Genomic DNA, 13,278 nt, shown 5'->3' on the forward strand with positions numbered 1-13,278 from the left:
GCCGCCGCAAGTCACGGGGTGGCGAGGAAGGCGGTCAGCGTCTTGGCGACGCCGGCGCTCATCAGGCTGTCGAGATGGCGGACGACCGCGGTCCGGAAGGCGTCCTCCGCCACCAGTTCCGGTGCGAAGATGTCCTCAAGGGCGAACAGGGCCGCCGCCAGGGCGCCGGCATCGCCGCTGTTGGCGCGCGCGATGCCGGTCAGCGCCGCCGCCATCGGGTCGGCGACCGTGTAGGCGTTTCCGGCCTCGTCCCTTTCCAGCAGGAAGCGCATCCAGGTGGCGACGGCCAACGGGATCACCTGCGGTGCCTTGCCGGCGGCGAACAGCTCGCGCGCCGGCTCCAGCAGGCGCGGCGGCAGCTTCTGCGAACCGTCGGAGGAGATCTGGATGGTGCGGTGGCGGATGCCGGGATTGCGGAAGCGTGCCTCCAGCGCCGCGGTGTAGGCGGGAATGTCCGTTCCCGGCACCGGCGGCAGCGTGGGGATGAGGTCGGATGCCCACAGACGGCGCATGACGGCCGGCAGCTGCGGGTCTGCCATGGCATCGGCAATGGTCTCGATCCCGGCGATCACCGACAGATAGGCCAGCAGCGAATGGGCGCCGTTCAGGCAGCGCAGCTTCATCAGCTCGAACGGGTGGACATCCTCGACCAGGATGGCACCGGCCTTTTCCCAAGCCGGGCGGCCGAGCGGAAAGCGGTCCTCGATCACCCACTGCTTGAACGGCTCGCTCACCACCGGCCAGGCATCGGCGCAGCCGGTCGCGTCCTCCACCGTGGCGCGGTCGGCGTCCTGGGTTGCGGGGGTGATGCGGTCGACCATCGTGCAGGGGAAACTGACCTGCCCGGCAATGTAGGCGGCAAGCTCCGGATCGCACAGCTCGGCATAGCGCACGACGATGCCGCGCACCTTGATGCCGTTCTGGGCGAGGTTGTCGCAGACCAGCACCGTGAAGGGCGGCACCCCGGCGGCGCGACGGCGGCGGATCGCTTCGGCCAGCAGGCCGGGGACGCTGCGCGGGTGGGTGGGATCGGCAAGGTCGGCGCGGATCAGCGGATGCGCCTCGTCCAGCGAACCGGTGGCGGCATCCTGGCAATAGCCCTTTTCCGTGACCGTCAGGGTGACGATCCGGATTTCCGGCTTCGCCATCAGGGCCAGCACCTCGCCCAACTGGTCGGCGGTCGCCAGCGCGTCGAGGAAGGAACCGACCACGCGCAGCCGGTCGCGGTTCTCCTCGCGCACCAGCAGGGTGTAGAGGCAATCCTGCGGCTTCAGCGCGTCGCGGATCGCCGGGGACAGCGGATCGACGCCGACGATGCCCCAGCTTTGGTCGCCGGTCGCCAGCACGTCGTCGGTGTAGGTGGCGAGATGGGCGCGGCAGAAGGCGCCGAGGCCGATATGGACGATGCCCGGCGTCACCGCGGCGCGGTCGTAGGCGGGACGTTCGATGGCCGGGGCCAAGCGGTCGAGGCTGTCGGTGGACAGGCGGGTTCGTGAAGGACGGGCCGCCAGCAGGGCGGTGTTCGCGTCGGGCATGATGGGCTCCGGTTCGCGGCGGTCGCTGCGGTCTCCCTGTCCGCTGCCCCGTTGGGCAGTGCGGGTGGCCGGTGCACCGTCATTCGGTAAGACTGTTGGTCGCTGGTGAGGACTCCGGGGCAGGGCGCCCCGGAGTATTGGGACAGAGTGGACGGAGAGATCAGACCTCGATCCCGGCCGGGGTCTTGCCCGATCCGGTCTTCGGCAGGATCAGATGCATGATCGCCAGACCGACGAGGTAGAGGACCGACGCGATGCCGAACAGCACCTGATAATTGCCGTTGGTGGCATCCAGCAGGCGGCCGACGCCCATCGACACGAACATGCCGACGAAGTAGGCGCAGAAGCCGCCGATGCCGACCACCGACCCCACCGCGTTACGCGGCATGGTGTCGGACACGATGGTGTAGACGTTGGCCGAATAGCCCTGGTGGGCGGAGGCGGCGATGCCGATCAGCAGCACGGCGACCCACATGCTGGAAACGGTGGAGGCGAAGAACACCGGCAGCACGCACAGGCCGCAGACCAGGAAGGTCAGCTTGCGGGCGCGCAGGGGCTTCACGCCGCGCTTGATCAGGTGGGAAGAGAACCAGCCGCCGCCGACGCTGCCGAAATCGGCCATGGTGTAGATGATGATCAGCGGCAGCATCGCCCCGAACAGGTTGACGCCATACTGCTTGTTCAGGAAGCCGGGAACCCAGTTCAGGTAGAACCACCACACCGGAGCCGAGAAGCAGGTGCCGACGATGTTCGCCCAGGTGCCGCGGTAGCTCAGCAGCTTGATCCAGGGAATGTTCTCCTGCGGCAGCACCGGGTCGCTGCGGATATAGGCCAGCTCCTCGGGCGTCAGCTTCGGATGCTCTTCCGGCTTGCGGTAGATCAGCAGCCAGGCGATGACCCAGAAGAAGCCGATGCCGCCGGTGACCAGGAAGGCGGCCTGCCAGCCGTAGGCGACCAGCAGAATCGGCACCAGGATCGGTGCGACGACCGCGCCGACGTTGGAACCGGCGTTGAAGATACCGGTGGCGAGCGCCCGTTCCTTGGCCGGGAACCACTCCGACACGGCCTTGATCGAGGCCGGGAAATTGCCGCCTTCGGTCAGGCCGAGGCCGGCGCGCGCCACCTTGAAGCCGAGGACGCTGCCCATCAGGGCATGGACGCAGGCGAAGAAGCTCCAGCCGGCGACCGCAGCCGGCAGGCCGATGCGGATGCCGATCTTGTCCATCAGCCGGCCGCAGCCGATGTAGCCGAAGGCGTAGGCCAGCGAGAAGGCGGCGACGATGTCGCCGAAGTCCGATTCGGTCCAGCCCATGTCGCCCATCAGCGTGGACTTCAACAGGCCCAGAACCTGACGGTCCATATAGTTGATGGTGGTCGAGAAGAAGAGCAGGCCGCAGATGGTCCAGCGGTAGCGGCCGATGGCCTTGCTTACCGTGACCGCCGCTTTGCCCGCCGCATTGCCGATGCCGCCGGCCTTGCGGGCCGGTTCCGCCGACTGGCCGGGTGGGGCGTCGGCAATTGTCTGTTCGCTCATGATTGGCATCTCCAGCCAGGACGCACGCCGCCGCCGGTCGCCGCGCAGACTCTGCGCGCCGGTTCCGGTCCATCAATACTCTTGGCCCGATGTTTTCGGGCGCACGGATGGTCGGGCGCGGGAACCGGTTGTCCGGGTTACCCGCGGCACCACCGGGCGGCGGTCGCACGTTTCAGCACTGTTTCCTGGAGCAGTCCGGCCATCGTCGGGAGCGGTGCCGCTTACGCACCGTTCGTGGCGTTGCATACTACCATTCCAGTTACTGGTATGGTAGTTGCGCCTCCGGCCGACGGTCAACCGCGGCATCTGCGGCATTTCGTCAGGTCAGGTCCCGCACGCCATCAGCGGCGATGTCCGATCAACCGTTCCGCCAAAGGATCGGGCGTCGCATCCTCCCGGTAGATCCGGCGGTGAACCGACAGACCGCACGGTTTTCCATCGCGGTCCAGTGGTGCAGGGTTCCTGTCCGGTGCGGCAGACTCTGCGCCACCGGCCATGAAAAACATGGGTGATTGGGTTCGGGTTTCGGGTCAGCCGCCGTAATCGGCGTCGCTGACCTTTTCGAGCCAGGTGACGGCCGAGCCGTTGAGGCTCTCTTGGATGGCGATGTGGGTCATGGCGACATCCGGCGCGGCGCCGTGCCAGTGCTTCTCGTCGGCCGGAAACCAGACGACGTCGCCGGGGCGGACGATCTCCACCGGGCCGCCCTCGCGCTGGACACGGCCAACGCCCTGGGTGATCAGCAGGGTCTGACCAAGGGGATGCGTGTGCCAGGCGGTCCGGGCTCCCGGCTCGAACGTGACGGTCGCACCGGTGACACGCCCCGGATCCTCCGCCGCGAAGAGCGGGTCAATGCGGACACGGCCGGTAAAATAATCTTCAGGACCCGGTTTGGACGGCTGAGTGCCGACGCGCGTGATCTTCATGTGAAATTCCTTTCCATTCGTGCGTTCCAATGCCCATGCCATGACTGGAAGACCATCCCGCCGGGGTTGATCCGGCGCCGGGACGAACATCGGGGTGGCGATCAGCGCTGCGACGATTCCCAGGGCAGGCCAGACAAATGACAATGCCATGGGAACAGTTGCCCTCGCCGTCCGGTTTCATGAAGCAATTCGATAGGCGTTATCGAAAACGCCGGACCAACAGCCTGGTGGACCGGAATCAGTCTTCCGTCCGTTGTTCATGCCGAGCCACCGGTTTCCGCAGTGAACATCCGGAAGGCCCGTCCTGCGGACATCATCGCGCGTTGCACCTGTCTTTGCGACCGGTCAAGAGGAAGGAAACAGGACATGGAGGGTTTCGGAAACCTCGAGATGTCGCGGCGCGGCCTGCTGCTCGGGAGCGCCGCCACCGTGGCGATGACCGGCGTGCCGTTCGCGACGCCGGCCCAAGCCACCATCGCCCAAACCACCGCCAGCGAAAGGCCAGCCATGCCAGACGGCACTCCCGTCCTGTCCCCCGTCATGTCAAAAGTCTCCCTCACAGTGAACGGCACGTCACATACGCTGCAGCTCGACACGCGGACCACGCTGCTCGACGCGCTGCGCGAGCATCTGCATCTGACCGGGACCAAGAAGGGATGCGACCACGGCCAATGCGGCGCCTGCACGGTGATCGTCGATGGCCGGCGGTTGAATTCCTGCCTGTCGCTGGCCGTGATGCATGAGGGCGACAGCGTCACCACCATCGAAGGCCTGGGCCGACCCGACGACCTGCACCCGATGCAGGCGGCCTTCGTCAAGCATGATGGCTATCAATGCGGCTATTGCACGCCGGGGCAGATCTGTTCCGCCGTCGCGACGCTGGAGGAGATCAAGGCCGGCATCCCCAGCCATGTCAGCGCCGACCTGACCACCGCGCCGCAGCTCACCAACGCCGAACTGCGCGAGCGGATGAGCGGCAACATCTGCCGCTGCGGCGCCTATTCCAACATCGTCGATGCGATCACCGAGGTCGCCGGGAGGGATGCATGAGGCCCTTCACCTACGAGCGCGCGTCATCGCCTGCCGCCGCCGCCGAAGCCGTGCAGCGCAATTCGAACGCCCGCTTCATCGCCGGCGGCACCAACCTGCTCGACCTGATGAAGCTGGAGATCGAGACGCCGGTCCATCTGGTCGACGTCAACGGCCTGAAGCTCGACAGCGTGGAACCGACGCCGGAGGGCGGCCTGCGCATCGGGGCGCTGGTGCGCAACACCGACCTCGCCGCCGATGCCCGCGTGCGCCGCGACTATGGCGTGCTGTCCCGCGCCCTGCTTGCCGGCGCGTCGGGACAGCTGCGCAACAAGGCGACGACCGCGGGCAACCTGCTCCAGCGCACGCGCTGCCCCTATTTCTACGACACCAACCAACCCTGCAACAAACGCCGGCCCGGCAGCGGCTGCGCCGCCATCGGCGGGTTCAGCCGCCAACTCGCCGTCATCGGCGGCAACAATGACGGCAGCGGCGCCTGCATCGCCACCCATCCCAGCGACATGGCGGTGGCGATGCGCGTGCTCGACGCCACGGTGGAGACGGTGAAGCCTGACGGCGCGACGCGGACCATTGCGGTCGCCGATTTCCACCGGCTGCCCGGCGACACGCCGCACATCGAAACGGCGCTGGAACACGGCGAGCTGATCACGGCGGTCACACTGCCCAAGCCGGCCGGCGGCGCGCAAATCTATCGCAAGGTGCGCGACCGCGCCTCCTACGCCTTCGCGCTGATTTCGGTGGCGGCGATCGTGCAGCCCGACGGCAACGGACGCGTGGCGCTCGGCGGCGTCGCGCCCAAGCCGTGGCGTGTCGAGGACGCCGAGGCGGAGATGCCGCGGGGCGCCAAGGCGGTGGCCGCCCGGCTGCTGGCCGAGGCCAAGCCGACCCATGACAATGCGTTCAAGCTGCCCCTGGCCGAGCGCACGCTCGGCGCGGTTCTGGCCGAAGCGAAAGGCTGAGACATGAAGTTCGACACCCCCGCGACGACCAACCCGATCGACCGCCTCGCGGTGGTCGGCAAGCCGACGCCGCGCATCGACGGCCCGCTGAAGACCACGGGCACCGCCCCCTATGCCTATGAACGGCACGATGCCGTTCCGGACGCGGCCTATGGCTATATCGTGGGCTCGGCCATCGCCAAGGGGCGCATATCCGCGATGGACCTCGCCGACGCCAAGGCCGCACCCGGTGTCCTCGCCGTCGTCACCGCCGAGACCGCGGGCACGCTCGGCAAGGGCAGGATGAACACGGCGACGCTGCTGGGCGGCCCCGAGATCGAGCATTACCATCAGGCCATCGCCCTGGTCGTGGCGGAAAGCTTCGAACAGGCGCGGGCCGCCGCCGCACTCGTCCGCGTCACCTACGACCGCACCGACGGTGCCTTCGATCTGGCAAAGGCGAAGGATGGCGCCACCAAGCCGGAAGGCGGCAAGTCCGACAGCGATGTCGGTGATTTCGCCGGCGCCTTCGCGGCCGCCCCGGTGACGCTCGACGCGACCTACACCACCCCCGACCAGACCCACGCGATGATGGAGCCGCACGCCACCGTCGCCGCCTGGGACGGCGACCGGCTCACCGTCTGGCTGTCCAACCAGATGATCGCCTGGACCACCGGTGACCTCGCCCGCACGCTGAAGATGCCGAAGGAGAAGGTGCGCCTGATCTCCCCCTTCGTCGGCGGCGGCTTCGGCGGCAAGCTGTTCCTGCGCGCCGACACCGTGCTGGCGGCGCTGGGCGCCCGCGCCGCCGGGCGGCCGGTCAAGGTGACGCTGCAGCGGCCCCTCATCGCGAACAACACCACCCACCGGCCGGCGACGATCCAGCGGATCCGCATCGGCGCCGAGCGCGACGGCACCATTACCGCCATCGCGCATGAAAGCTGGTCCGGCAACCTGTCGGGCGGCGACCCGGAGACGGCGGTCGACCAGACGAAGCTGCTCTATGCCGGGGCCAACCGCCTGACCGCGCTGCGGCTGGCACGGCTCGACCTGCCGGAAGGCAATGCCATGCGTGCGCCGGGCGAGGCGCCAGGGCTGATGGCGCTTGAAATCGCCATGGACGAGATGGCGGAGAAGCTCGGCCTCGATCCCGTCGAATTCCGCATCCGCAACGACACCCAGGTCGATCCCGCCCAGCCCGACCGCCCATTCTCCCAGCGCCAGCTGGTGGAATGCCTGCGCCAGGGCGCCGACCGCTTCGGCTGGGCCAAGCGCAATCCGCAGCCCGGAAAGAGCCGCGACGGACATTGGCTGACCGGCCTCGGCGTCGCCGCCGCCTTCCGCAACAATCTGCTGACCAAATCGGCGGCGCGGGTGCGGCTCGACAAGCAGGGCAGGGTGACGGTCGAAACCGACATGACCGACATCGGCACCGGCAGCTACACCATCATCGCCCAGACCGCGGCGGAGATGATGGGCGTGGAACTGGACAGGGTGACGGTGCGTCTCGGCGATTCATCCTTCCCGGCATCCGCCGGGTCGGGCGGTCAGTGGGGCGCCAACAACTCCACCGCCGGGGTGTATGCCGCCTGCGTCAAGCTGCGCGAGGCGGTGGCCGGCAAGCTCGGCTTCAACTCCGCCGACGCGGTGTTCGCGGATGGGGAGGTCCGGGCCGGCAACCGCAGCATCCCGCTCGCCCAGGCGGCGGGCGACGACGGCCTCGCCGCCGAGGACGGCATCGAGTATGGCGACCTCGACAAGCGCTATCAGCAATCCACCTTCGGCGCCCATTTCGTCGAGGTCGGCGTCGATGCCGCGACGGCGGAAGTTCGCGTGCGACGCATGCTGGCGGTCTGTGCCGCCGGGCGCATCCTCAATCCGCTGTCGGCGCGCAGCCAGGTGATCGGCGCGATGACCATGGGCGTCGGCGCGGCGTTGATGGAGGAGCTGGCGGTGGACCGGCGCGCCGGCTTCTTCGTCAACCACGACCTTGCCGGCTACGAGGTGCCGGTCCATGCCGACATCCCGCACCAGGAGGTCATCTTCCTCGACGAGACCGACCCGATCTCCTCGCCGATGAAGGCCAAGGGCGTCGGCGAACTCGGCCTTTGCGGCGTGGGGGCCGCCATCGCCAACGCCGTCTACAACGCGACCGGCGTGCGCGTGCGCGACTATCCGGTCACGCTGGACAAGCTGCTGGACCGGATGCCGGAGGTGGGGTGAGCGCCGATCCACGGCCATGGCCCAGGTTCGGATTCCGCCGAGTTCCGGCGGGCGCTATGGTGGCTCCTCCCCGGTGGCGTCCGCACCGGGGAGACAGCCCCCAAGCCGAGGGAACACATGCAGCCTATCATTGAGATCCGTGGGTTGGAAAAGACCTACGCATCCGGTTTCCAGGCACTGAAAGGAGTCGATCTCGACATCCGCCGCGGCGAGATCCTGGCACTGCTCGGCCCCAACGGCGCCGGCAAGACGACGCTGATCAGCATCGTCTGCGGCATCGTCCGGCCGACATCCGGCAGCGTGACGGTGGACGGCCACGACATTCTGCGGGACTGGCGCGCCGCGCGGTCGCTGATCGGCCTCGTCCCGCAGGAGCTGACGACCGAAGCGTTCGAGAGCGTCTGGGCGACCGTCAGCTTCAGCCGGGGTCTGTTCGGCAAACCGCCCGACCCGGTGGTCATCGAGAGGATCCTGAAGGACCTGTCCCTGTGGGACAAGAAGGACACCAAGGTGATGGCGCTGTCGGGCGGCATGAAGCGGCGCGTGCTGATCGCCAAGGCGCTGTCGCACGAGCCGCGCATCCTGTTCCTCGACGAGCCGACCGCCGGCGTGGATGTCGAGCTTCGCCGCGGCATGTGGGAGATGATCGGGCGTCTGCGCGACAGCGGCGTCACCATCATCCTGACCACCCACTACATCGAGGAGGCCGAGGAGATGGCCGACAGCATCGGCGTGATCTCCGGCGGCCGGATCGTCCTGGTGGAGGAAAAGGCCGCGCTGATGGAAAAGCTGGGCAAGCGGCTGCTGACCTTGCAGCTGCAAACCCCGCTGGAGGCCATACCGGCCGAACTCGCGGGCTATCCCCTGACCCTGTCGGAAGGCGGGCGGGAACTGGTCTACCGGTTCGATACCCAGCAGGAGCGCACGGGCATCGCCGGGCTGCTCCGCAAGCTGGGCGACCATGGCATCACCTACACGAACCTGCGCACGAATGAGAGTTCCCTGGAGGAAATCTTCGTCAGCCTGGTGAGGGAACGGGCATGAACCTGCATGCGATCAAGGCCATTTATAAATTCGAGTTGGCCCGCACCTGGCGCACGCTGTTCCAGAGCATCGCGGGCCCGGTGATCTCCACCTCGCTGTACTTCATCGTCTTCGGGGCGGCGATCGGCAGCCGTTTCGCCGCGGTGGAGGGCGTCAGCTACGGCGCATTCCTCGTCCCCGGCCTCGTCATGATGTCGGTGCTGACGGAGAGCGTATCGAACGCATCCTTCGGCATCTACATGCCACGGTATTCCGGCACGATCTACGAGCTGCTGTCGGCCCCCGTCTCCGCCTTCGAAACGGTGATCGGCTATGTCGGAGCGGCGGCGACAAAGTCGGTCATCCTGGGAACGCTGATTCTGCTGACGGCGCGGCTGTTCGTGGATTTCTCCATCGCCCACCCCGTCTGGATGGTCGCCTTCCTCATGCTGACGTCGGTGACCTTCAGCCTGCTCGGCTTCATTCTGGGCATCTGGGCCGACGGCTGGGAAAAGCTGCAGATCGTCCCGATGCTGATCGTCACACCGCTCGCCTTCCTGGGCGGGAGTTTCTATTCGATCAGCATGCTGTCGCCGTTCTGGCAGAAAGTCACCCTGTTCAACCCGGTCGTCTATCTGGTCAGCGGTTTCCGTTGGAGCTTCTACGGCGCCGCCGATGTGCCGGTCGCGCTGAGCCTTGCCATGGTCGCGTTGATGATGGCGGTCTGCCTCGCCGTCGTCTGGTGGATTTTCCGCACGGGCTACAAGCTGAAAAACTGATCCATCTCCTCTGAACCTGCGCCGCACCCCATCCCAGCACCGGATGGGGTCGGCTGTGGATCGGCATCCATTGGCCTGTTGGATCGGCCCGTCATCCTCGGTTTCACCACATGCCTTGTGGGCGGACCCCATCGGAGCCCCCGCGGCCACCGTTCTGCTTTTTGGCTGGCCGATGCAGCGTCAGCGGTGGAGATATCCATCGATAAGAAAATTGCCGCGGCAATGTTGCCGGGAATATGTGATTCATGGATCTCCGACACAAACGGCCGGGGGCTGTCGTGGAGTGGAAGAGCGGCCGGTCGTATTCACAGGACCTTCAGGAGCTGACCCTGGCGGAGATTTGCGGTTGGCTGGAACCGCATCATGTGGTGGTGGTCTGAAAGCGGCCGTCACCAAAGCCGTCTGGCGGATGAAAAGAAATGGATAACTTTTAATTACTCAACTATTGCTATTGATTGCATAACCCCTGCAGCCGCTCTGATTTGTGCAATTGTTGTTTTCACAATACGCCAAACAATGCTCGCCAAAAGCACACCGACAGCGAAAAACATACAATCTTAGGGCGTTTCTTTCGTTGCTGGTTGAATAATTTGTTGTTGTCGAAGCGCACCAGACAGGTCTTGGACACCGAGGCCGGCACGGCATGGAAACCGTCGAACCGTCCGGCATAAGGAACCAAGCTCGGCCGCTCTGCCTCGAACATCTCCCAGACCGTCCGCTCCCGCATTTCAGGATGGCGATGCGCCTTGGCGTGGGCGACGCAGCGGTCCAGGAGCAAGCCGTTGAGTTCGTCGTAGCTCTTCACCCGTAAGCGGTGTTTTCAGGCCACGGCAGTTTCGGCGTGCTGGGCATAGCTCCAGGGCAGCAGCTCATTGAGCCTGGTGATCGGATGCCCGCTGGCGAGTTTGGTCAGGACATCGGCGAACCAGGCCTGCGGATCGACACCGCTGAGCTTGCAGGTTTCCACCAGCGACGCGATGGTCGCCCAGTGCTCGCCGCCACCGTCGCTGCCGGCGAACAGAGCATTCTTGCGCGTGAGGGCGAGCGGGCGGATGCTACGCTCCACGCTGTTGCTGTCGATCTCCACCCGGCCGTCGTCGAGGAACAGCGTCAGCCCTTCCCAGCGGCTGAGCGCGTAGCGGATCGCCTCGGCCAATGTCGATTTGCGCGACACGGTCGCCAGTTGCTTTTCCAGCCACGTCTTCAGTTCCGCAATCAGCGGCGTCGAGCGGGCCTGGCGCTCCCGGCGGCGCGCTTCGGAGTCATGGCCGCGGATCTCGGCCTCCACTGCGTACAACTGGGCGATGCGCCGCAAGGCTTCGCTGGCGATCGGCGCTGAGCCGCCGGTCTGGAGATCATAGAAGCCCCGGCGGACGTGCGCCCAGCAGAAGGCGAGGCGCACGGCTCCGCCCTCGGCCAGCTTGCGATAGCCGGCATAGCCGTCGACCTGGAGCACGCCGGTGAACCCCTGTAGATGCGCCACCGGCCGTTCCGCCTTGCGATCGGGAGCATAGACGTAGGCCACCGCCGGCGGCTCCGGTCCGTTCCAGGGGCGATCGTCGCGCGCGTAGGCCCAGAGCTGGGCGGTCTTCGTGCTGCCCCGTCCGGGGTCGAGCACCGGCGCCGTCGTCTCGTCGGCGAACAGCTTGCCCGGCGCCCCCAGGCTGGCCAGCAATCGCTCATGGAGCGGCCGCAGATACCACGCCGCCCGTCCGACCCAGTCGGCCAGGGTGGAGCGGTCGAGATCGACACCCTGGCGCGCGTGATCTGAGCCCGACGGTAGAGCGGCGGGTGATCGGCAAATTTGGACACCAGCACGTGGGCAATCAGCGCCTCGGTGGGGAAGCCGGCGTCCACGATGCGCGCCGGCGCCGCGGCCTGCACGACGCCCTCCTCGCAATGGCGGCAGGCGTATTTCGGCCGGCGGGTCACCAGCACCCGGAAGCGGGCCGGGATGAGATCCAGACGCTGCGAAACATCCTCGCCGATGGGATGCAGCGTGCCGCCGCAACATGGGCAGGTCTTGTCGGCGACATCGATGAGGATCTCCTCACGCGGCAGATCGGCTGGCAGGTTGCCGCGGTTCACCCGACGCCGGGGCGGCGAAGGGGCCGGCTTGGTCCCCGCAGAGCCGGTGGGCTCGGCCTCCTTGGCGGCCAGCGTCTGCTCCAGGTCCTCCAAGGCCAAGGCCAGCTGGTCCGGATCAAGGCGCTCGGCCCGGCGGCCGAAGCGATGGCGCTGCAATTCCCGGATGATTTGGCGCAGCCGGGCGATCTCCTCCTCGGCCGAGGAACGGGCCGCGATCAGCTCTGCGGCATGCCGGACCCGTTCGGCCAGCAGCAGGGCACGCAGTTCGTCAGGATCGCTGGGAAGGGTTTCAGGCGCGGTCGTCACGTCCACCAGTATAGCGGCGGCTTGAGCAGTCCTCGCCTCCGAAGCGGCAAGCGAGTCGCTGTGTCGCAGCTCAGCCGGCGGACGTCGGCCGCGGCACCCGCACGCCGCGCACCCGGGTCCAGTCCAGAACCTCCACGAGCGCCGAGAGCTGAGCCGGGGTCAGCCGGATCACGCCGTCGCGGATCGCTGGCCAGCGGAACTGGCCGGCCTCCAACCTCTTCGCGATGAGAACCAGGCCGGTGCCGTCCCAGTGCAGGAGTTTCACCCGGTCGGCTCGCTTGGAGCGGAAGACGTAGACGACCCCGCTGAAGGGATCCGCCCCCAGTTGCTGCTGCACCAGGGCGGCCAAACCATCCATACCCTTGCGGAAATCGACCGGCTTGGCGGCGACAAGAACCCGCACCGCGCCCTCGATGCCGATCACCGCGACGCCCTCACCGCGCGCAGCACCGCCTTGACGGTGGCGCTGTCCATGCCGGCCGGCACGCGCACCACCGCATCGCCGATCTGCACTTCGATGGTCGGGAGTTCCTTCTCTGCGGCTGGGGGCGGCGTGGTGTCCAGCACCACCGGCGCAAACACCAACCCCTCTTCCTGGAAGCGGTTGGCGGCACGCGCTTCCCGGCGCCAGCCGAACACCTGCTGGGGCCGCAATCCGTGACGCCGGGCCACTTCGGAGACCACGACCCCGGGTACCGCCGCCTCAGCCAGGATCCGCGCCTTCTCCTCTGGCGACCAGGTCCGGCGCCCTACATCGCCCGTGATCACCTCCATGCGGCGCACCCGCACGGGCTCCTGGTCAAGCGTAAGGTCGAGCGTAGACACAAACCGTTCTCCCGATCATGCGATCCGGGAGATTCGCTCCGCCTTGATCCC

At 67.1% G+C, this 13,278-nt stretch carries 10 protein-coding genes and 2 pseudogenes; 5 read left to right on the forward strand and 7 right to left on the reverse strand.

All coding sequences use genetic code 11. The annotated features are described in order from the left end of the window. Window positions 1-11 precede the first annotated feature (11 nt). The 3 genes from PWS46_RS30105 to PWS46_RS30115 form a co-directional block, all read right to left on the reverse strand. Complete coding sequence (locus tag PWS46_RS30105; protein ID WP_434625990.1) at window positions 12-1,535, reverse strand: mannitol dehydrogenase family protein; 1,524 nt, start codon at window positions 1,533-1,535, stop codon at window positions 12-14. 160 nt (window positions 1,536-1,695) lie between these two features. Then, window positions 1,696-3,069 (reverse strand): MFS transporter, encoded by a 1,374-nt coding sequence (locus tag PWS46_RS30110; protein WP_434625992.1) that lies wholly within the window; start codon window positions 3,067-3,069, stop codon window positions 1,696-1,698. Between the two features lie 530 nt (window positions 3,070-3,599). Further along, on the reverse strand, window positions 3,600-3,995 hold the full coding sequence (locus PWS46_RS30115) for a (R)-mandelonitrile lyase (protein ID WP_434625994.1): 396 nt from the start codon (window positions 3,993-3,995) through the stop codon (window positions 3,600-3,602). A gap of 366 nt (window positions 3,996-4,361) precedes the next feature. Between PWS46_RS30115 and paoA the strand changes: the two genes are divergently transcribed. The 5 genes from paoA to PWS46_RS30140 all read left to right on the forward strand — a co-directional run bounded on the left by paoA (window position 4,362) and on the right by PWS46_RS30140 (window position 10,008). Then, window positions 4,362-5,045: an aldehyde dehydrogenase iron-sulfur subunit PaoA gene (gene paoA, locus PWS46_RS30120; protein WP_434625996.1), complete on the forward strand. Its 684-nt coding sequence runs from the start codon at window positions 4,362-4,364 to the stop codon at window positions 5,043-5,045. Next, window positions 5,042-6,004, forward strand: a complete 963-nt coding sequence (locus PWS46_RS30125) for an FAD binding domain-containing protein (protein ID WP_434625999.1) — start codon at window positions 5,042-5,044, stop codon at window positions 6,002-6,004. The genes paoA and PWS46_RS30125 overlap by 4 nt, the downstream gene beginning before the upstream one ends. Before the next feature lie 3 nt (window positions 6,005-6,007). Next, a complete protein-coding gene (gene paoC / locus PWS46_RS30130; protein WP_434626001.1) occupies window positions 6,008-8,206 on the forward strand; it encodes an aldehyde oxidoreductase molybdenum-binding subunit PaoC in 2,199 nt (732 codons plus the stop codon). Between the two features lie 117 nt (window positions 8,207-8,323). Continuing rightward, entirely contained in the window at window positions 8,324-9,250 is a 927-nt protein-coding gene (locus PWS46_RS30135; RefSeq protein WP_434626003.1) for an ABC transporter ATP-binding protein, read from the forward strand. Then, the gene (locus tag PWS46_RS30140) at window positions 9,247-10,008 is read left to right on the forward strand and encodes an ABC transporter permease (RefSeq protein ID WP_434626005.1); all 762 of its coding nucleotides are present in this window, start codon (window positions 9,247-9,249) and stop codon (window positions 10,006-10,008) included. The genes PWS46_RS30135 and PWS46_RS30140 overlap by 4 nt, the downstream gene beginning before the upstream one ends. A 589-nt stretch (window positions 10,009-10,597) precedes the next feature. Here PWS46_RS30140 and PWS46_RS30145 read toward each other — a convergent pair. The 4 genes and pseudogenes from PWS46_RS30145 to tnpA all read right to left on the reverse strand — a co-directional run. Beyond that, window positions 10,598-10,822 (reverse strand): annotated as a pseudogene (locus PWS46_RS30145) (IS21 family transposase); the annotation flags it as partial. 6 nt (window positions 10,823-10,828) lie between these two features. After that, window positions 10,829-12,402: pseudogene (tnpC, locus tag PWS46_RS30150) on the reverse strand (IS66 family transposase). 70 nt (window positions 12,403-12,472) lie between these two features. Next, window positions 12,473-12,826 (reverse strand): IS66 family insertion sequence element accessory protein TnpB, encoded by a 354-nt coding sequence (gene tnpB / locus PWS46_RS30155; RefSeq protein WP_434626007.1) that lies wholly within the window; start codon window positions 12,824-12,826, stop codon window positions 12,473-12,475. Next, window positions 12,823-13,227, reverse strand: coding sequence for an IS66-like element accessory protein TnpA (gene tnpA / locus PWS46_RS30160; protein ID WP_434626008.1), 405 nt, complete (start codon window positions 13,225-13,227; stop codon window positions 12,823-12,825). The genes tnpB and tnpA overlap by 4 nt, the downstream gene beginning before the upstream one ends. Window positions 13,228-13,278: the final 51 nt, after the last annotated feature.

The organism is Azospirillum sp. B2RO_4 (assembly GCF_051124815.1).
Lineage (GTDB): Bacteria > Pseudomonadota > Alphaproteobacteria > Azospirillales > Azospirillaceae > Azospirillum.

What these genes read in the sequence shown, in the direction of transcription:
- PWS46_RS30105 (WP_434625990.1), bottom strand. Translation starts at nt 1,535, where the DNA reads ATGCCCGACGCGAACACCGCCCTGCTGGCGGCCCGTCCTTCACGAACC.
- PWS46_RS30110 (WP_434625992.1), bottom strand. Translation starts at nt 3,069, where the DNA reads ATGAGCGAACAGACAATTGCCGACGCCCCACCCGGCCAGTCGGCGGAA.
- PWS46_RS30115 (WP_434625994.1), bottom strand. Translation starts at nt 3,995, where the DNA reads ATGAAGATCACGCGCGTCGGCACTCAGCCGTCCAAACCGGGTCCTGAA.
- paoA (WP_434625996.1), top strand. Translation starts at nt 4,362, where the DNA reads ATGGAGGGTTTCGGAAACCTCGAGATGTCGCGGCGCGGCCTGCTGCTC.
- PWS46_RS30125 (WP_434625999.1), top strand. Translation starts at nt 5,042, where the DNA reads ATGAGGCCCTTCACCTACGAGCGCGCGTCATCGCCTGCCGCCGCCGCC.
- paoC (WP_434626001.1), top strand. Translation starts at nt 6,008, where the DNA reads ATGAAGTTCGACACCCCCGCGACGACCAACCCGATCGACCGCCTCGCG.
- PWS46_RS30135 (WP_434626003.1), top strand. Translation starts at nt 8,324, where the DNA reads ATGCAGCCTATCATTGAGATCCGTGGGTTGGAAAAGACCTACGCATCC.
- PWS46_RS30140 (WP_434626005.1), top strand. Translation starts at nt 9,247, where the DNA reads ATGAACCTGCATGCGATCAAGGCCATTTATAAATTCGAGTTGGCCCGC.